This is a genomic window from Enterobacter cloacae complex sp. SYL003 (assembly GCF_049236925.1).
Taxonomy (GTDB): Bacteria; Pseudomonadota; Gammaproteobacteria; order Enterobacterales; family Enterobacteriaceae; genus Enterobacter; species Enterobacter intestinihominis.
Map to the genome: position 1 here is coordinate 446713 of NZ_JBMKJK010000001.1, position 18427 is coordinate 465139.

General features: G+C 53.9%; 21 protein-coding genes and 2 pseudogenes. 19 read left to right on the forward strand and 4 right to left on the reverse strand.

Annotated elements, in window-relative coordinates; genetic code table 11:
- The first annotated feature begins 46 nt into the window (after positions 1–46).
- From ACOT1A_RS02130 to ACOT1A_RS02155, 6 genes are read left to right on the forward strand one after another with little or no spacing between them, the layout of a single operon-like run.
- On the forward strand, positions 47–688 hold the full coding sequence (locus ACOT1A_RS02130) for a phage baseplate assembly protein V (RefSeq protein WP_250128942.1): 642 nt from the start codon (positions 47–49) through the stop codon (positions 686–688).
- Positions 685–1035 (forward strand): GPW/gp25 family protein, encoded by a 351-nt coding sequence (locus ACOT1A_RS02135; RefSeq protein WP_368958391.1) that lies wholly within the window; start codon positions 685–687, stop codon positions 1033–1035. Before ACOT1A_RS02130 ends, ACOT1A_RS02135 begins: the two co-directional genes overlap by 4 nt.
- 5 nt (positions 1036–1040) lie before the next feature.
- Positions 1041–1949 carry a baseplate assembly protein gene (locus tag ACOT1A_RS02140; RefSeq protein WP_368958390.1) on the forward strand — a complete coding sequence of 303 codons (909 nt, stop codon included), beginning with the start codon at positions 1041–1043 and terminating at the stop codon, positions 1947–1949.
- A complete protein-coding gene (locus ACOT1A_RS02145; protein WP_063848539.1) occupies positions 1942–2472 on the forward strand; it encodes a phage tail protein I in 531 nt (176 codons plus the stop codon). Before ACOT1A_RS02140 ends, ACOT1A_RS02145 begins: the two co-directional genes overlap by 8 nt.
- Before the next feature lie 11 nt (positions 2473–2483).
- Positions 2484–4523 carry a tail fiber protein gene (locus ACOT1A_RS02150; RefSeq protein ID WP_421625503.1) on the forward strand — a complete coding sequence of 680 codons (2040 nt, stop codon included), beginning with the start codon at positions 2484–2486 and terminating at the stop codon, positions 4521–4523.
- The gene (locus tag ACOT1A_RS02155) at positions 4523–5095 is read left to right on the forward strand and encodes a tail fiber assembly protein (protein ID WP_368958388.1); all 573 of its coding nucleotides are present in this window, start codon (positions 4523–4525) and stop codon (positions 5093–5095) included. Before ACOT1A_RS02150 ends, ACOT1A_RS02155 begins: the two co-directional genes overlap by 1 nt.
- A gap of 40 nt (positions 5096–5135) precedes the next feature.
- On the opposite strand, the gene ACOT1A_RS02160 is transcribed toward ACOT1A_RS02155, so the two are convergent.
- Positions 5136–5258 carry a hypothetical protein gene (locus tag ACOT1A_RS02160; RefSeq protein ID WP_255303433.1) on the reverse strand — a complete coding sequence of 41 codons (123 nt, stop codon included), beginning with the start codon at positions 5256–5258 and terminating at the stop codon, positions 5136–5138.
- Positions 5259–5486: 228 nt separating this feature from the next.
- Here ACOT1A_RS02160 and ACOT1A_RS02165 point away from each other — a divergent pair, with 228 nt between their 5' ends.
- From ACOT1A_RS02165 to ACOT1A_RS02220, 12 genes and pseudogenes are all read left to right on the forward strand, one after another.
- Positions 5487–6680 (forward strand): phage tail sheath protein, encoded by a 1194-nt coding sequence (locus ACOT1A_RS02165; protein ID WP_368958387.1) that lies wholly within the window; start codon positions 5487–5489, stop codon positions 6678–6680.
- Positions 6681–6692: 12 nt separating this feature from the next.
- Complete coding sequence (locus ACOT1A_RS02170; protein WP_032667473.1) at positions 6693–7211, forward strand: phage major tail tube protein; 519 nt, start codon at positions 6693–6695, stop codon at positions 7209–7211.
- A 56-nt stretch (positions 7212–7267) separates the two neighbouring features.
- The gene (locus ACOT1A_RS02175; protein ID WP_368958386.1) at positions 7268–7561 is read left to right on the forward strand and encodes a phage tail assembly protein; all 294 of its coding nucleotides are present in this window, start codon (positions 7268–7270) and stop codon (positions 7559–7561) included.
- Positions 7562–7593: 32 nt separating this feature from the next.
- A complete protein-coding gene (locus ACOT1A_RS02180; protein ID WP_074165254.1) occupies positions 7594–7716 on the forward strand; it encodes a GpE family phage tail protein in 123 nt (40 codons plus the stop codon).
- Positions 7706–10153: a phage tail tape measure protein gene (locus ACOT1A_RS02185; protein ID WP_368958385.1), complete on the forward strand. Its 2448-nt coding sequence runs from the start codon at positions 7706–7708 to the stop codon at positions 10151–10153. The genes ACOT1A_RS02180 and ACOT1A_RS02185 overlap by 11 nt, the downstream gene beginning before the upstream one ends.
- Before the next feature lie 13 nt (positions 10154–10166).
- The gene (locus ACOT1A_RS02190; RefSeq protein WP_032658712.1) at positions 10167–10631 is read left to right on the forward strand and encodes a phage tail protein; all 465 of its coding nucleotides are present in this window, start codon (positions 10167–10169) and stop codon (positions 10629–10631) included.
- On the forward strand, positions 10628–11797 hold the full coding sequence (locus ACOT1A_RS02195; protein ID WP_368958384.1) for a phage late control D family protein: 1170 nt from the start codon (positions 10628–10630) through the stop codon (positions 11795–11797). The genes ACOT1A_RS02190 and ACOT1A_RS02195 overlap by 4 nt, the downstream gene beginning before the upstream one ends.
- A gap of 76 nt (positions 11798–11873) precedes the next feature.
- On the forward strand, positions 11874–12095 hold the full coding sequence (locus ACOT1A_RS02200; RefSeq protein ID WP_048975131.1) for a DNA-binding transcriptional regulator: 222 nt from the start codon (positions 11874–11876) through the stop codon (positions 12093–12095).
- Positions 12096–12368: 273 nt separating this feature from the next.
- Positions 12369–13670: an FRG domain-containing protein gene (locus ACOT1A_RS02205; RefSeq protein WP_248046792.1), complete on the forward strand. Its 1302-nt coding sequence runs from the start codon at positions 12369–12371 to the stop codon at positions 13668–13670.
- Positions 13671–13948: 278 nt separating this feature from the next.
- Positions 13949–14379, forward strand: a pseudogene (locus ACOT1A_RS02210) (replication endonuclease); the annotation flags it as partial.
- 297 nt (positions 14380–14676) lie between these two features.
- Positions 14677–15156: a hypothetical protein gene (locus ACOT1A_RS02215; RefSeq protein WP_239992664.1), complete on the forward strand. Its 480-nt coding sequence runs from the start codon at positions 14677–14679 to the stop codon at positions 15154–15156.
- A 204-nt stretch (positions 15157–15360) separates the two neighbouring features.
- A complete protein-coding gene (locus ACOT1A_RS02220; RefSeq protein ID WP_243452303.1) occupies positions 15361–15789 on the forward strand; it encodes a WapI family immunity protein in 429 nt (142 codons plus the stop codon).
- A gap of 157 nt (positions 15790–15946) precedes the next feature.
- Here the strand turns inward: ACOT1A_RS02220 and ACOT1A_RS02225 are convergent.
- Positions 15947–16408, reverse strand: a pseudogene (locus ACOT1A_RS02225) (DDE-type integrase/transposase/recombinase); the annotation flags it as partial.
- A 307-nt stretch (positions 16409–16715) separates the two neighbouring features.
- The gene (locus tag ACOT1A_RS02230; protein ID WP_003856755.1) at positions 16716–17012 is read right to left on the reverse strand and encodes a YciI family protein; all 297 of its coding nucleotides are present in this window, start codon (positions 17010–17012) and stop codon (positions 16716–16718) included.
- A gap of 221 nt (positions 17013–17233) precedes the next feature.
- On the opposite strand from ACOT1A_RS02230, the gene tonB reads away from it, so the two are divergent.
- Positions 17234–17956, forward strand: a complete 723-nt coding sequence (tonB, locus tag ACOT1A_RS02235) for a TonB system transport protein TonB (RefSeq protein ID WP_032622462.1) — start codon at positions 17234–17236, stop codon at positions 17954–17956.
- A 38-nt stretch (positions 17957–17994) separates the two neighbouring features.
- Here the strand turns inward: tonB and yciA are convergent, their stop codons facing one another.
- Positions 17995–18390, reverse strand: coding sequence for an acyl-CoA thioester hydrolase YciA (gene yciA, locus ACOT1A_RS02240; protein ID WP_022648341.1), 396 nt, complete (start codon positions 18388–18390; stop codon positions 17995–17997).
- Positions 18391–18427 lie beyond the last annotated feature (37 nt).

Below are 18427 nucleotides of genomic sequence, written 5' to 3' on the forward strand. Positions count from 1 at the left end.
ACTTGGCTTCATTGCCGCTGGCCTCGCCCGGCGGCATCCTTTCCCTATGAATAATTTAAATTCTCTGCAGGAAATCGCACGCGCGATCCGCAACCTTATCCGCACCGGCATTGTGACCGACGTTAACCTCGACGAGGGGCTGTGTCGTGTCCAGACCGGCGGCATGCAAACCACCTGGCTTAACTGGCTCACCTGTCGCGCCGGTCGTTCTCGCGTGTGGTGGGCTCCCTCGGTCGGTGAGCAGGTGTTATTGCTGGCCATCGGTGGCGAGCTCGATACGGCCTTTGTGCTGCCGGGCATTTTCTCGGATGAACATCCCGCGCCGTCTACCTCGCCCGATGCGATTCACGTCGCCTTTCCTGACGGGGCGGTTATCGAGTACGAGCCCGAAAGCGGCGCGCTCACCGTGACAGGTATTAAGACCGCCGACGTCACCGCGTCGGATTCTATTACGGCGACTGTGCCGCTGGTACTGGTGAAAGCCGAAACCCGCATCACGCTCGATACGCCCGAGGTGGTGTGCACCAACAAGCTGACGACCGGCACGCTCGAAGTAAAGAAAGGCGGGAAGATGTCAGGGAACATCGAGCATACCGGCGGGACATTTACCTCAAACGGCGTGCAGGTGGATGACCACGACCACGGCGGCGTCGAACGGGGCGGAAGCTGGACGGAGGGTACTAAATGACGGTGCGTTATCTGGGCATGAACAGCCAGACCGGCCTCAGTATCTCGGAGGTCGAGCACATCAGGCAAAGCGTGCGCGACATTCTGATTACGCCGATTGGCTCGCGCGTCATGCGCCGTGAATACGGCTCGCTCCTGTCGGCGCTGATTGACCAGCCGCAGACCAGGGCGCTGCGCCTGCAGATTATGGCCGCGTGTTATTCCGCGATCCAGAAATGGGAGCCTCGCGTCAGCCTGACAAGCATCACCTTTGAGCGGTCGGAGGATGACGGCGGGCTGTATGTCGACATCACCGGCACGCGCGCGGCCAGCGGCCAGCCCTTTTCCCTCACCATTCCACTGAGTTAAACGCTATGGCAATTGTTGACCTGAACCAGCTCGCCGCGCCCGATGTCGTGGAAGTGCTGGATTATGAGAGCATCCTGAGCGAGCGCAAGGCAACGCTCGTCTCGTTATACCCCGAAGAACAACAGGAGGCCGTCGCGCGCACCCTGACGCTCGAATCAGAGCCGATTGTTAAGCTGCTGCAGGAAAACGCCTACCGGGAAGTTATCTGGCGACAGCGCGTCAACGAGGCCGCGCGTGCGGTCATGCTGGCGTATGCAGAAGATGCCGACCTTGACCAGATAGGCGGAAATTATAACGTCGAGCGCCTCGTCATCACGCCTCCAGATGACACGACGTTTCCGCCCACGCCAGCCGTGATGGAATCGGACACTGACTACCGCCTGCGCATTCAGCAGGCTTTTGAGGGACTGAGTACCGCAGGCTCAACCGGCGCATACCAGTTTCATGGCCGCAGCGCTGACGGGCGTGTCGCGGATATTTCCGTCATCAGTCCCGAGCCTGCGTGTGTGACCGTGTCGGTGCTGTCGCGTGAAAATAACGGCGTGGCCTCTGACGAGCTGCTCGCCATTGTGCGCACTGCGCTTAACGACGAGGACGTCCGGCCGGTTGCAGACCGCGTGACCGTGCAGTCAGCAAAAATTGTCGACTATAAAATCACCGCGTCGCTTTACCTTTACCCCGGTCCCGAAAGCGAGCCGGTGCTCAGTGCGGCAAAAGCAAAGCTGCAGGCGTATATCACCGCGCAGCACCGCCTCGGGCGTGACATCCGTAAATCTGCCATCTATGCGGCGCTCCACGTCGAGGGCGTGCAGCGCGTTGAGCTGGCCGCGCCGGTGGCTGACATCGTGCTCGACGAGACTCAGGCGTCATGGTGCACCGAGTACAGCGTGACCATCGGGGGCAACGATGAGTAATACCCGACTGCTGCCGGTGGGCTCCTCGCCGCTGGAGGTCGCCGCCGCGCGCGCCTGCGCTGAAATCGAAAACACGCCCGTACCCCTGCGCCGTCTCTGGAGTCCCGACGACTGCCCGGCAAACCTGCTGCCGTGGCTGGCGTGGGCGTTTTCCGTCGACCGGTGGGATGAGAGCTGGCCGGAGGACACAAAACGGGAAGTGATCCGCGCGGCGTGGTTTATCCATGCGCACAAGGGAACGATTGGCGCAGTGCGCCGCGTGGTGGAGCCGCTCGGCTATCTGATTAACGTCTCTGAATGGTGGGAGACAAACGACCCGCCCGGCACGTTTCGCCTCGATATCGGCGTGCTGGAGACCGGCATCACCGAGGAAATGTATTACGAAATGGAGCGGCTTATCGCCGATGCAAAGCCAGCCAGCCGCCATTTAATTGGCCTCAATATTATTCAGGATATCCCCGGCTACCTCTACACCGGCGCTCTGTCCTATGACGGCGACATCATCACGGTTTACCCCGGATAAGTGAGAGCACAATGACAGTGAAATACAAAACGGTCATCACCAAAGCCGGTGCAATCAAGCTGGCTGCAGCGACCCTCCCGAACGGGAAAAAGGTGAACCTGACGGCGATGGCCGTGGGTGACGGTGGCGGCACGCTGCCGGTGCCTGACCCGAACCAGACAAAACTCGTCAAAGAGGTCTGGCGTCACGCGCTGAACAAAATCAGCCAGGATAAAAAGAATAAAAACTACGTCGTGGCGGAGTTGCTTATCCCGCCGGAGACCGGCGGTTTCTGGATGCGCGAGCTCGGGCTCTATGATGACACCGGCACGCTGATTGCGGTCGGCAATATGGCCGAAAGCTACAAGCCAGCGCTGGCGGAGGGGTCAGGCCGCGCGCAGACCGTGCGTATGGTTATCATGGTAAGCGACATCGAGTCAGTCGAGCTGACGATTGATGCCTCAACGGTGATGGCAACGCAGGACTACGTCGACGACAAGATTGCGGAGCATGAGCAGTCCCGCCGCCATCCTGACGCCACGCTCACCGCAAAGGGCTTTACTCAGCTAAGTAATGCGACCGACAGTGCGTCTGAGAGCGTCGCAGCGACGCCGAAAGCGGTTAAAGCGGCATATGACCTTGCGAAAGGTAAATACACGGCTCAGGACGCCACCACGGCGCAAAAGGGTATCGTCCAGCTCAGCAGCGCGCCCGACAGCACGTCTGAGAGCGTCGCAGCGACGCCGAAAGCGGTTAAAGCGGCATATGACCTTGCGAAAGGTAAATACACGGCTCAGGACGCCACCACGGCGCAAAAGGGTATCGTCCAGCTCAGCAGCGCGCCCGACAGCACGTCTGAGAGCGTCGCAGCGACGCCGAAAGCGGTTAAGGCAGCGTATGACCTTGCGAAAGGTAAATATTCGGCTCAGGACGCCACCACGGCGCAAAAGGGTATTGTCCAGCTCAGCAGCGCGACCGACAGTACGTCGGAGGCGCTGGCGGCGACACCGAAAGCAGTTAAGGCTGCGTTTGATGCCGCTAAGTCTGCGAATCAAAATGCTGAAGGTCGCGTGCCAAAGGGTGCTGGCCTGAATACCTATGCTGAATCATTTGCCGATGTTGCAGTTGATTTAAGAACGCGAAGCGGTTTTTTTAACGGCTCCTCTGTAAAAAATGGCATGCCCGGCGGCCATGCGTGGAAGCAATACATCAACTCCGCACACTCTAATACTCAGGGCTATAACACCGTCATTGGGATTGATTTTGATGGCAATGTCATTGGTTTTGCCGCTGTTACGGCAGGCGTTTTTAAGGGCTGGAAACTTATTCATCATGACGGATATAACAATTACCCGGTAGGTGCGCCTATTCCGTGGCCGTCTGATACGGTGCCAGCCGGTTACGCCATTATGGCCGGTCAAACGTTTGATAAATCAGCATATCCACTTCTGGCGGCGGCATATCCTTCAGGCGTCATCCCGGATATGCGCAGCTGGACGATTAAGGGGAAACCCGCAAGCGGACGCGCAGTGCTGTCACAGGAGCTGGACGGCATTAAGTCGCACGCCCACGGTGCATCGGCTTCATCAACCGATCTCGGCACTAAAACGACCAGCGCATTCGATTACGGGACGAAAACGACCAGCGCCTTTGACTACGGAACAAAGTCATCAAACAGCACGGGCGCACACACGCACAGTATTTCCGGTACAGCAGCAAGCGCGGGGGCTCATAACCACTCCGTTCCTGTTTGGGTTGGCAGCGGGGGAGCCGGTGCTGGCCGATATGTGGATCGTAATGAGTTTAATAACGCACAAAATAACAACCCAAATGGTCCGCCTACAACGAGTGCGGGTGCGCATACTCATACCGTTTCAGGCACGGCGGCCAGCGCTGGAGCGCATGCGCATACGGTAGCCGTAGGGGCTCACACGCATACGGTGGCCGTAGGCTCGCACACTCACTCGGTTGTTATGGGGTCACACACCCACACCATCACCGTTGCCGCCACCGGTAACGCAGAGAACACTGTCAAAAACATTGCTTATAACTACATTGTGAGGCTCGCATAATGGCTTTTAAATTTTCTGGTAAAGACCGCACTATCCGAATTTATAACCTCCGCGCAGACACCCGGGAGTTTATTGGCGCGGGTGATGCCTATATACCGGCTAATACGGGTCTACCGGCAGACTGCACCAGTATTGCGCCGCCTGACGTGCCGGAGGGCAAGGTCGCTGTATTCAACGGAACAACGTGGGCGCTGGTCGAGGACTACCGAAACCAAACGCTCTACAGCAAAGAGACAGGCGAGCGCGTTTATATCGCCGCGCCCGGTGCTTTACCTGCCGATGTGACGACCATTGCCCCTGACGGAAACTATATGCGCTGGGGTGGCGAAAGCTGGGAGAAAGACACAGAGGCAGAACGCGCCGCAGAGGTGTCATTTGCTGAAGGTGAAAAAAAACGGCTGATGCAGGAAGCTACGCTCACGATTGAAACATTACAGGATGCTGTCGATTTGGGGGAGGCGAGCGAGAACGAGGTCAGCATGTTGACGGTGTGGAAAAAGTACCGTGTTTATCTTAGCCGGGTTTCCCCTGATGCCGCGCCGGATATTGAATGGCCTGCACTCCCGGTGTGAAAGGTTTCTGACAGATATAAAAAACCCGCGTTAAGCGGGTTTAGTCATAGGGGCATTCTTCATAGTCATTTTCTGTTTCATCACCGGCAAACAGTCTGAGCCAGCAAAAGCCAAAGAGACACCATGCAGTCAGACCACCAACAATCCAGAGTAAAATCGTCATTCTCGCTCCCTCGTTAATGGCGCAACGATAGCGACAATATCCCTTCATTGATAATGGTTATCGGCGATCAATTCCTCCTGATTGATCGCTGAAAACGATCAATCATCTTTCCCGCACGCCCCGACCGCTCGCTGCCCGTTGTGCTGTCACTCCTCCAACGGCATTACGTTTCGCACACGTCATGCACAACAGAAAATAGTTGCACCCCTTAACCACGGAGTTAAACGGATGAGCGACTATCATCACGGCGTCGAGGTCATCGAGATTAATGATGGCACGCGCACCATTTCCACCGTCTCGACGGCCATCATCGGCATGGTCTGCACGGCCAGCGATGCTGACGAAAAGACATTTCCACTCAATGAGCCGGTGCTGATTACCAGCGTGCAAAACGCCATCGGTAAAGCCGGTAAACTTGGTACCCTGTCAAAATCCCTGCAGGCCATTGCCGACCAGTGCAAGCCGGTCGTTGTGGTTGTGCGCGTTGCCGAAGGTACCGAAGACCCGGAAAACCCGGAAGCGGCGCAGAAAGAGACCATTTCCAACATCATCGGCACGACTGACGAAAACGGCAAATACACCGGGCTTAAGGCGCTGCTGGCTGCAAAAACCGTCACCGGCGTTAAGCCGCGCATTCTCGGCGTGCCGGGGCTGGATTCTCAGGAAGTGGCGACCGCGCTCGCGGCAACCTGTCAGAGCCTGCGCGCGTTTGGCTATATCAGCGCATGGGGCTGCAAGACCATTTCTGAAGCCATTGCCTACCGCGAGAATTTCAGCCAGCGCGAGCTGATGGTCATTCACCCTGATTTTCTGGCATGGGACACCACGGCCAACGATACCGATATTGCATGGGCGACCGCCCGCGCGCTCGGTCTGCGTGCCAAAATCGACCAGGAGACCGGCTGGCACAAAACGCTCTCTAACGTCGGCGTGAATGGCGTCACCGGCGTCAGCGCCTCGGTCTCGTGGGATTTGCAGGAGAAAGCCACCGACGCAAACCTGCTTAATCAGGCCGGTGTCACCACGCTTATTCGTAACGACGGCTTTAAATTCTGGGGCAATCGTACCTGCTCAGATGACCCGCTTTTCCTGTTTGAAAACTACACCCGCACGGCGCAGGTGCTGGCCGACACGATGGCGGAGGCGCACGCTTGGGCGATTGATAAACCCGTCACCGCAACGCTCATCCGCGACATTGTCGCCGGTATCAATGCCAAATTCCGCGAGCTGAAAAACAACGGTTATATCGTTGACGGCACCTGCTGGTACGACCCGGAGTCAAACAGCGTGGAAACGCTCAAGGCGGGGAAACTGTATATCGATTACGACTACACCCCCGTCCCGCCGCTGGAAAACCTGACCCTGCGCCAGCGCATCACCGATACCTATCTGGCGAACCTGTCAGACTCGGTCAACAGCTAAGGAGCTCAGAGCATGGCGTTACCACGCAAACTGAAATACCTGAACATGTTTAACGACGGTCTCAGCTACATGGGCGTCGTTGAATCCGTCACCCTGCCAAAGCTGACCCGCAAACTTGAGAAATATCGTGGCGGCGGGATGCCGGGCTCGGTGTCGATTGACCTCGGCCTCGATGATGACGCGCTGTCGCTTGAGTGGACGCTCGGCGGTCTGCCTGACGTCGAACTGTGGGCGCAGTACGCGTCACCGGGTGCGGATAGCGTGCCACTGCGTTTTACCGGCTCATACCAGCGCGATGACACCGGCGCAATTTCTGCCGTTGAGGTGGTCATGCGTGGCCGTCACAAAGAGTACGACGGCGGCGAAAACAAACAGGGCGAAAGCGGCACGACCAAAATGTCGACCGAGTGCGCGTACTACCAGCTCACGATTGACGGCAAAGAGGTCATCGAGATTGACGTCATCAACATGGTGATGAAAGTCGACGGCGTCGACCGTCTGGCGGAACACCGTAAGGCCATCGGCCTGTAACCCCTTAACCGGTCAGTCAGGCTGGCCGGTCACTTAACTTTGACGAGACCAACATCATGGAAAACATCAACGAAACCGAAAACTCAAACATTGTGCTCCTCGATAACCCCATCATGCGCGGTGAGCAGAAAATCGAGCAGGTGACCGTCACAAAACCCAACGCGGGAACCCTGCGCGGTGTGAGTCTGGCCTCGCTGGCAAACTCTGACGTCGATGCGCTGATTAAGGTGCTGCCGCGCATGACGTACCCGGCACTCACCGAGCATGAGGTCATGCGTCTGGAAGCGTCAGACCTGATTTTGTTCGCCGGTAAGGTGGTCGGTTTTTTGTCGCCATCTTCGGCTCGCTGACGTTCCCCGATAACGTTTCGGTCGATGACCTGATGGCGGATATCGCGGTGATTTTTCACTGGCCGCCATCAGAGCTGAATTCCCTGAGTGTGACCGAGCTCCTCACATGGCGCGATAAGGCGCTGCAGCGAAGCGGAAACCACCATGAGCAATAACGTCAGACTTGAGGTGCTGCTTAACGCAGTAGACCGGGCAAGCCGACCGCTCAAAGCTATCCAGAACGCCAGTAAATCCCTTGCTGGCGATATCCGCACTTCTCAAAACACCCTGCGCGATCTGAATGCGCAGGCGTCCCGAATTGACGGATTCAGGAAAGCGAGCGCACAGCTTGCCGTGACCGGTCAGTCGCTTAACAAAGCGAAACAGGAGGCCGCAGCGCTGGCCGTCCAGTTTAAAAACACCGAAAACCCCACTAACGCGCAGGTGCGCGCGATGGAGGCGGCAAAGAAATCCGCCGCTGACCTGCAGCTCAAATATAACGGGCTCAGGCAGTCGGTGCAGCGCCAGCGCACGGAGCTCGCGCAGGCCGGGATAAATACCCGCACGCTGTCGGCAGACGAGCGCCGTCTGAAATCCAGCATCAGTGAGACAACCGCGCAGCTTAACCGGCAACGTGATGCACTGGCGCGCGTCAGTCAGCAACAGGCCAGACTCAGCGCGGTAAAAAGCCGCTATGAATCCGGGCAACAGCTCGCCGCCGGTGCGCGTAATGCCGGGATGGTGGGCGTCGGGGTGGCGACCGCCGGGCTTTATGGTGCGTCACGCTTTATTGCGCCGGGTATAGGTTTTGATAAGCAGATGTCAGGCACGCAGGCGATCCTCGGGCTCGATAAGGGCGACGATAAGCTCGCGGCCATTCGTCAACAGGCGCGTGATATAGGTGCGACAACCGCCTTTTCGCCGGGTGATGTAGCGCGCACGCAGACCACGCTCGCACGCTCGGGCTATAACGCCGATGACGTGCTGGCCGCGACCGGTTCGACCGTAAACCTCAGCCTCGCGGCCGATGTGGATATCGCAGAAGCCGCCGACATTATCACTAACATGCAGTCGGCATTTAACCTGCCGACCACCGAGATTGAGCGCGTCGCGGATGTGATGACGAAAGGCTTTACGTCATCTAACACCGGTCTCGTCGAGTTGGGCGAGGCGATGAAATATGTCGCGCCAATTGCTGAGGCTGCAGGTGCGAGCATCGAAGACACGACCGCCATGCTCGGCATTCTGGCGGATAACGGGATTAAAGGCTCGATGGCCGGGACGGGCGCGAGTGCCATTTTCAACCGTCTGCAGGCTCCTATGGGTAAGGCCGTTGAGGCCATTTCAGAATTAGGCGTGATAACCCGCGACGGCAAAGGGAACATGCTGCCGGTCGAGAAAATCCTCAAAGATATTCACAAGTCCTTTGCGAAAAACAAGCTCGGCACCGCAGAGCAGGGCGAATATCTGAAAGTCATTTTCGGTGAAGAGGCCATGAAGGGGGCGATTAAACTCGTCGCCGCTGCCGGTGATGGCTCGCTCGACAATAAGCGTCAGCAAATCCGCGACTCAAAAGGCACGACCGAGCGCATTGCGAAAATACAAACGGATAACCTCGACGGCGATCTGAAAAACCTGCAGTCAGCATGGGAAGACCTGCAGATTGAGGTTTTCGAAAAAGAAGACTCAGCACTGCGTCGCCTGACGGTTTCCGCGACAGACTGGCTCGGCAAGGTGGCCGCGTGGGCGAAAGCTAACCCTGAACTGACGCAAACCCTGTTTAACCTTGTCGCCGGTGGTCTGGCGCTGGTTGGGGTGCTCGGCGGGATTGGTCTGATTGCATGGCCTGTCATCGCAGGAATAAACGCGATTATCGCTGCTGCTGGCATGCTGAGCGTTGTTTTCACTACTGCCGGAAGTGCCATTGTCGCGGCATTAGGGGCAATCAGTCTGCCGGTGGTCGCGGTGGTCGCTGCCGTGGTGGCCGGTGCGCTGCTTATCCGTAAATACTGGGAGCCAATAAGCGCATTCTTTTCGGGTGTGGTGGAGGGGCTTAAAGCGGCCTTTGCGCCGGTGGCTGAAATTTTCTCGCCGCTCGCGCCGGTGTTTGATTCCATCATCGAAAAACTGCGCGGGGTCTGGCAGTGGTTCACTGACCTGATAGCGCCGGTTAAGGCAACGCAGGAGACGCTCGATAGCTGCAAAAATGCGGGGGTGTTGTTCGGTAAGGCACTGGCCGACGCGCTGATGTTACCGCTCAATAGTTTTAACAAACTGCGCGGCGGCGTTAACTGGTTACTGGAGAAACTCGGGGTTATCAATAAAGAGTCGAGCGACCTTGACCAGAAAGCCGCAAAAGCCAATGCCGCAACGGGTTCAGTTAAAGAGTCCAGTATCAGATCAACCCCGTTGTTTGGCGATTCTCAGTGGTATCACCCGGTGCCGGCTCCTGCCGGAAAGACCTATGTTGACCAGAGCAAACCTGAATATCACATCACTTTACAGGGGGGCGTCGCCCCGGGCAGTGACCTCGACCGCCAGCTCAGGGAGGCCGTCGATAAACTCGACCGGGAAAATCGTGCGCGCCAGCGCTCAAGTATGCGCCATGACTGATGAGGGCTAAAGCATGTTAATGGTACTGGGTTTATTTGTATTTGAGCGCCGAACGCTGCCGCATCAGTCGATGCAGTATTCGAAGGACTACCGCTGGGCGTCTAACGATCGCATCGGCAAACCACCGGCCTATCAGTTTCTTGGGGAGGGGGAAACCTCGCGCACGCTCTCGGGCGTGCTCTACCCCGAAATCACCGGCGGTCGCCTCTCACTGACCGCCATCGAGCTGATGGCCGACGAAGGCAGGGCGTGGCCGCTGATTGACGGAACGGGCATGATCCACGGCATGTATGTCATCGATAAAGTGACCCACACGCACAGCGAATTATTCAGCGACGGCGCGGCCAGAAAAATCGAGTTTAGCCTCTCGCTGAAACGGGTCGATGAGTCGCTCGCGGCAATTTACGGCGACCTGAAAACGCAGGCCGACAATCTGGTGACGTCTGCCGGTAACTGGCTGGGAGGGCTGGCGGGATGATTACGGGTATGAATATTCAGGCCGGGGCGCAGATTGCCCCGGCGTTTATGCTGACGCTCGATGGCGATGATATCACGCAGAATTTCAGCGACCGGCTAATCAGCCTGACCATGACGGACAACCGCGGATTCGAAGCCGACCAGCTCGACATCGAGCTCGATGACAGCGACGGGCTTGTCGAGTTGCCTCCGCGCGGTGCAAAGCTGACGCTGTGGTTAGGCTGGCAGGGATCCGCCTTGCTGAATAAAGGGAGTTTCACGGTCGATGAAATCGAGCACCGGGGCGCGCCTGATACGCTCACCATCAGGGGGCGCAGCGCTGATTTTCGCGGGTCGCTTAATTCACGCCGGGAACAGTCATGGCATGACACCACGCTCGGGGTCATTGTGGAGACCATTGCGGCACGCAACAAGCTGACGGCCAGCGTGGCGGAAACGCTGAAAGCGATCCCCGTGCCTCACATTGACCAGACGCAGGAATCTGACGCGGCATTTCTGGCGAGGCTGGCGGAGCGCAACGGCGCATCTGTCGCGGTGAAGTTTGGGAAACTGTTATTCCTGAAAGCCGGTAGCGCACAGACGGCCAGTGGCAAGCCTATCCCGCAAATGACCGTCGAGCGCGGCGATGGCGACCGGCATCAGTTCGCCATCGCTGACCGGGAAGCCTACACCGGGGTAACGGCAAAATGGCTGCACACCAAAGACCCGAAGCCGCAAAAGCAAAAGGTGAAGCTCAGACGCAAACCAAAGGCGCAGCACCTGCGCGCGCTGCAGCATCCGAAAGCGACCAAAACCACTGCAAAGGCAAAAGCCCAAAAAGAGCAGGAAGCGCGTGAGGGTGAGTATATGGTCGGTGAGTCTGACAACGTGCTGGAGCTGGTGACCATCTACGCGACAAAGGCGCAGGCCATGCGCGCCGCTCAGGCAAAATGGGACAAGCTGCAGCGAGGTGTCGCGGAGTTTTCAATCTCGCTGGCGCTCGGCCGCGCAGATTTATTTCCTGAAACGCCGGTGGCGGTGAAAGGCTTTAAGCGCGTTATAGACGAGCAGGCATGGATAATCAGCCGGGTGGTGCATAACCTCAACGGGAACGGCTACACAACGGGCTTAGAGCTTGAGGTTAAGGTTTCGGATGTGGAGTACGAAAGCGAAGAATTAACGCAGTGATTTGATTTTAACTATTTGTTATATAAAAATAAAGTGAGTAAAATTAACGCATCGGAAATTTTATGAGGTGCTCGCCATGTTTCACTGTCCAAAATGCCATTTCGCCGCTCACGCCCGCACAAGTCGCTATTTTACTGACACGACCAAGGAGCGTTACCACCAGTGCACAAACATCAACTGCAGCGCAACGTTTGTGACCACCGAAACGGTCGAGCGCTTTATCGTATCACCGGGGGTTGTAGTGCCAGCGGCACCGCATCCGACAACGTCGGGCCAGCAACAGATCCACTGGATGTGACCAAAAGATAGCCCCGTGTATACGGGGATATCTATTTTTTGTAGTTGATAAAACATCATTAATTGCTAATAATCTCATTGCGAATAACTTATTGATACAAATATTGCTTTATTGAAATGAGTATGAATAATATGTAAATATCTTTTCACTATTGCCTTCCTGTATTCAAAAAGGTTTTTCACTGAAATTATTTGCTCGATTCCGATTGGAAAATTTATTGCCACACATGTCGGTTTCTTGAGTTCACTTTTTGACTCTAGCCCATGGATAAAAATGAAAAATATTAAAGTTAGTACGCTTAATGAGTTGGAAGCGTTGATAGACGAATTTGGTCAAGACGTACTGTTTAGGGGGCAACTTACTCACTATGGTGAACCTGGAGAGCCATCCATTATCGCTTCATTTGATCGGCAGGATTGTATTCCAACAGAAACAATCAAATGGTCCCGTTATGCGAGCAAGGTTCTTGAGGTGCTAATTGGTGAGCATGTCAATGACATAGGTTATGTTCAGGCCCTTTTGCAACATTATGGATGGAGATCATTTTATATAGACTGCTCTTCTAGTCCTGCTGTAAGTGCATGGTTTGCTAGCCATAAGTATACCGAATCACCCAGCATCGACATGTGTGAAGATTGTGATGAAAACTTTCTATGGGAAAGAAAAAAATACGTTAGTTATGTCTATGAAGAGGGTGAAGGTCACCTTTATGTGATTGATAAATCGATTGCTAATGAGGTGGGGCTCATAGATCTTGCCACTTTAACAATTAAGGCGTCTCATCCTCGAACTGAAGCGCAAAAGGCGTGGCTCTTGGGACCTACGATGGGAAAGGCCGTTCCAAAAAATTGCTTCATTGCTCAAATAACAGCAAGTAGAGCTATTTTTCGTGATTATGCAGCCTTACATGGTTTAACGAAAACTGATTCTCTTTTCCCGCCTGTGTCAAAAGACCCCATTCTCAAAGCACTTTTAGATTTACCATGGAGAGAAATAGAGTCGCTACGTGATCCGGAATTCCCTGTGCCTGTATTTAAACGAGCGCTTGAAATACCTGAGTATCAGGATAGTTTTAAAAAAATTGCGTCACCAGATACAGCATTTTACCAAGGCGGTAAAATTAGTGAAATTTTCATGTCGATTGATACGGTTAAAGGTGAATTGACAGGGGGGAAGGTTGTTTCAGCTCCGGGGGTAATTATTTTTGGAACTGCACCAGCCGAAACTCCAATGAGATTTCCTAAAATCGAAAAAATGATTGAAGGTAAAACTTACCTTGCATTCGAAATCGATGAAATTATTAAGCATCCCGGCATGGGCCATAACGTCGTATACCAAAAAGGAATAGGTATAATCAATCATGCGCAGGATCTTTTTGAGGTTTGTGAGTTGGTGGTCATGCATCCTGGATTAGAGATGACAAACGCTGGTTTATGCCCTGGATGGTATTACCGCAGACAACCTTCTGGCTTATGGGAGCGTGAACATAACGCTAATGAATGTGACTGCAAAAACGACAGTATCCATCAACGACATATTTCAGCTCTTATTATAGCTGAGCATGAACTTCGTTAACTCTAGCGAAAACGATTTAATTAATGGATTTCTATTCACTGAGGACCGAAATTTGCTCATCAAGAGTAAGCCCCGCTACTGCAGGGCTTCTTGTAACGATGTGGTCAATCTGTGGACATGACATGAAATAAATCCTTTTATTTCATTGTGTTGAGGCGCATAAAAAAGCTCCTGAGGGAGCCTTTTTAATGTCTGGCGTAGCTGGAAAGCCGCGCCAGACAAGGCTTCACGTTTTACTACTAGCAGTCAAAAGCCATAAAAAGCGGCTCTGACGCGCCCGGAGTCCTGTCAATAACTGTGGAAAGCTCACAGGCGGTGGCGATCCAGTTATGACCCCCACACCGTCCGAGCAAGCCGCAGCGGTGTTAAATCTGATTGAGCGCGGGGTTATCGGTTGGAATGAGCCAGACGTTGTGTAGGTGCTTAACGAGGCGTTAAAAGCTCGCGCACCGCGCAAACATCGGCATCAAAGAAGCAATGCGCCGCTCAAAACCAGCGAGCAAGCGCCATCAGCCCGGATGACAAAGTCCGAAAGGGATCGCGTCGCAAAAATTCGTTTCGATTTAGCTCAGGACGGCATTACCCCGGAACGGTGTGAGCTCGACGCGCTGGCGCGTGGGGCACGGTGATTTATGGCAAGAAAAGTTTCAAATATCCGGCTACTGACGAGTGGCCTGGAAATTCAACTGAAATGGAGTGGACTTTATGAAAGATTATTTATTCAGATGGCTAATTATCGCAAGAGAAAATAACCGCAAATATAGCGAGATCAGCGATACGAAAATTGAGGGGTTTACACCGGTGATAGGTTCGATAATTCCGCCGCCACGTCGACGATAGCAACGCCGCCGGTGCTGAAACTCGCTTTCAGTGTCGGTGGTGTTGAACAACGAGCCCTGAGAGGCGTTAACTTCTAAGCCGATAAAATCAGAATCAGGAAAAGTAGATTGAAGTAAAAACGTCCTTTATGATGACTCAAAGGTTAGCCCAAAAGGAAATCATGACAATGAGCGTTGGATTAATTACAGACCAGCCAGGACGTTTCTACACCTTCCAGTCAACATTGCCAGCCGGTGAATATTTCGAATTTCGCCCACGCAATCCTCCACTGAACTCAAAACCCATCGTTGATGACGAAAGCGGGATGTGTATTGGTTATTCCGTCGCTCAGGCTCCCGGTTTATGGCAGATTTATGATGCAGACGGCATGTTTGTTAGGCTGGAAGAAGCGCCATTAGAAGCCCCCCTGATTGACCCAACAGACCTCGCTCTAATTGCTTTTGGTGCATTTCGTCTTTTACGGGCAGGTCAGTCGTTACTGAAAAGTGGTGTCAAAGCCGCCGTAACTGTGAGGCTCAGTGAGGCTACCATCAGTCTCTTGCGTGGCCGCCTTAAAATGGGCTTATCAGCTCGCGCGCTCAGGATGAGTGAGTCATCTGTAAAACACATGCTGACCCCAGGTCGTTATGTGCCTTTGCAGATTTAGGAAAAGGCCATTCGTTATGGCATAAGAACGCCGGATCCTCTCAAAAAGCCAGGGCTTTTCCGTTACGAGGCTCGTATGTATAAGCTTGTGGAAGACAGGCAAAATAAAGGCACTTATATTTATAAGTCTTACCGTCTTGAGGTTTTGGTCAGGGAAGCTGACTGGACTATCATGCATTTTCAGTACATGCCGTAAGGGGGGATCATGATAGATATCACAAGCGGTGACAGACACCTTAAATTAACGCCTTATGAAAGGCTGGCTGAACCCGAAGAGCCTGCCTATAGCCGTATTATGGTTTGGGTTGAATTCTCAATCCCAGCCTTAAAAACAGAGTTTGCTGCAGAGTTTTTTGTCGGTCAGTTGGAGCAGTTCAGGAATGATACACATGATTTCCATCTGGCCTTAAAGACAGGGGCGAAATTTAAGGATATTAATTTAACCTCGGCATTCGAGCAGGTTGTGCTTAAGTTTCATCAGGCACATTTTGCCGGGGCTGTTGGCGTTTGCATGGTACTTAAGCCTGAAAACCATGCTGACAGTATTACCCTTGATGATTCCTTCGATATTGATGAAAGTTACTTTCCCGACCTGCTCTCTGGACTGGACGACATCATTTCATGGCAAAACTGATGCTTGCATCAAGCCACAAGACCGGCACTCAGAATGCCGGTCTTGTTATGCCATTTACTCGCGATTTTCTCGTATTTAAGCTCTACATGCATCAGGTGCATGAGTTTGCATCCGTTTTTTACTCCAGCATTTGCCAGTCAGCGCCAGCGCTGGCACAGCTTTCCGCAACCGCGTTGTCGTGGCAGTTACAGCGACGACTCATGCTGCCTTCCAGACCGTGTGATTTCAGGAACGACTGCCACTCATGGCTCGTGTACTGACTGCCCTGATCAGAGTGAACCAGTACCTGCTTTTGAGGATTACGCCTCAACACCGCCATAAGTAATGCGTTCAGGACAATCTCTTTTGTCATGCGGGGTTGCATTGACCAGCCGATAACTTTGCGTGAGAACAGCTCAACCACCACGGCCAGATACAGCCAGCCTTCGTGGATTTCGGCCTGAGCATCTGACTGTTCATTATAAGTGGAAGAATCCGGACCGTACTTCTTTATCCAGGCGTAAAGACTGTGAGTGGTGATATCGAGACGTGTTGCAACACTGGAAACAGAATGACCGCGTTCAACAACCTGTTTGACTGCTTCAATTTTAAACTCTTCAGGATAACGCTTACCGCTCATGGGCACCTCTCTTTAAGTCATCTTAAATGACTCTGAGGTGTCTGTTAAACCCGTGGCGATTCAGAGCTAACAGTGGCATGTTCCTCTCAAGTCAAAATCTGAAATTTAAGTATGGGAACGTAATGCGTGAGCTTGTTAAGTAATCTTGCCGAGAAATCTTTTTAATAGAGAATGATTTAAATGAAACTTCCCGCATGGGCGGGAAGTGATGTGTCAATGTGGTCAATATGTGGACTCGGCCTGTAATAAACCATTTTATTTCATTGTGTTAAGGTGTTTAAAATGGCTCCCGAGGGAGCCTTTCATTTCAGAACACTTTTTTATACGGGCGAACCGTGACTTTCTCGTACACGCCGGCTGCGACGTACGGGTCTGCTTCTGCCCAGGCCTGCGCGGCTTCCAGAGATTCAAACTCGGCAATCACCGTGGAGCCGGTAAAACCCGCCGCGCCCGGATCGTTGCTGTCAACGGCAGGCATCGGGCCTGCGGTCAGCAACCGACCTTCATCCTGTAGCAGCTGTAAACGCGCCAGATGGGCAGGGCGAACGGAAAGACGTTTTTCCAGAGAATCAGGTACATCTTCAGCGTAAATCACATAAAGCACGGCAAAGCTCCTTAACCGGTAAAAGTGACATTTACGTTATGTGAAAGCACAAATGACTGCAATGTAAAGATAATAACAATGTTAAAACCCTGATCTGGATGCCCCTTTTTTGCCCTCTTATACGCTTAAATTGCGCCAGGACAAAGTGTCTTATTGAATATGATTGCTATTTGCATTTAAAATCGAGGTTCGGTTTTTTAACGTTGATGATTATGACTTCGATGACCCTTGATTTACCTCGCCGCTTTCCATGGCCGACGCTGCTTTCCGTCGTTATTCACGGTGCTGTCGTGGCGGGTCTGCTCTATACCTCGGTTCATCAGGTTATTGAAATGCCAGCGCCAGCGCAGCCAATTTCTGTGACCATGGTATCGCCCGCGGATCTTGAACCGCCGCAGGTTGCGCCGCCGCCGCCACAGCCCGTTGTTGAACCCGAGCCGGAACCCGAGCCGATTCCTGAACCGCCAAAAGAAGCGCCGGTGGTGATCCATAAGCCAGAGCCGAAACCTAAGCCGAAGCCAAAACCCAAGCCGGTCAAAAAGGTGGAAGAGCGTCCGAAACGCGAAGTGCGTCCGGTTGAGCCACGCACCACGCAGCCGGTTGAAAATGCCGCCCCGTCACGTCCGCTGATGAGTAACACCACGACCGCGACAAAACCGACGGTAACGGCGCCAGCGGGCCCGCGCGCGCTGAGCCGTAACCAGCCGCAGTATCCGGCACGTGCTCAGGCGTTACGTATTGAAGGGCGTGTACGGGTGAAATTCGACGTTACGGCTGATGGACGTGTGGATAACGTGGAAATCCTGTCCGCACAGCCGGCGAATATGTTTGAACGCGAAGTTAAATCGGCCATGCGCAGGTGGCGCTATGAAGCCGGTAAACCCGGCAATGGGTTGATTGTAAATATTGTCTTCCGCCTGAACGGCGGGGCACAGATGGAATAAAAGAAGCCTCCGCAAGGAGGCTTTTTTTTACCTGAGGATCAGCTCCGTGGGAGCTGGCGGGGCTTACCGTCGCTATCCACTGCCACGTAGATGAACAGGGCCTCCGTCGCCTTATAGCGCTGACCAATCGGTTCAGAAGAGACTTTTTTCACCCATACTTCAATGTTAATGGAGATAGACGTATTGCCGCGTTTTACGCAGCGTGCGTAACAGCAAACCACGTCCCCCACCGCGACAGGGCGCAGGAAGGTCATGCCATCGACCCGGACGGTTACCACGCGCCCGTGTGCAATCTCTTTTGCCAGGATTGCACCGCCCATATCCATCTGCGACATTAACCAGCCACCAAAAATATCGCCATTGGCATTCGTATCCGCAGGCATTGCCAGTGTGCGTAAAACCAGTTCGCCCTGTGGGGCGTCATTTGTTGTCATTGTTTTTAAACTCGTAACTGAAGACTTCAGGCGGGAT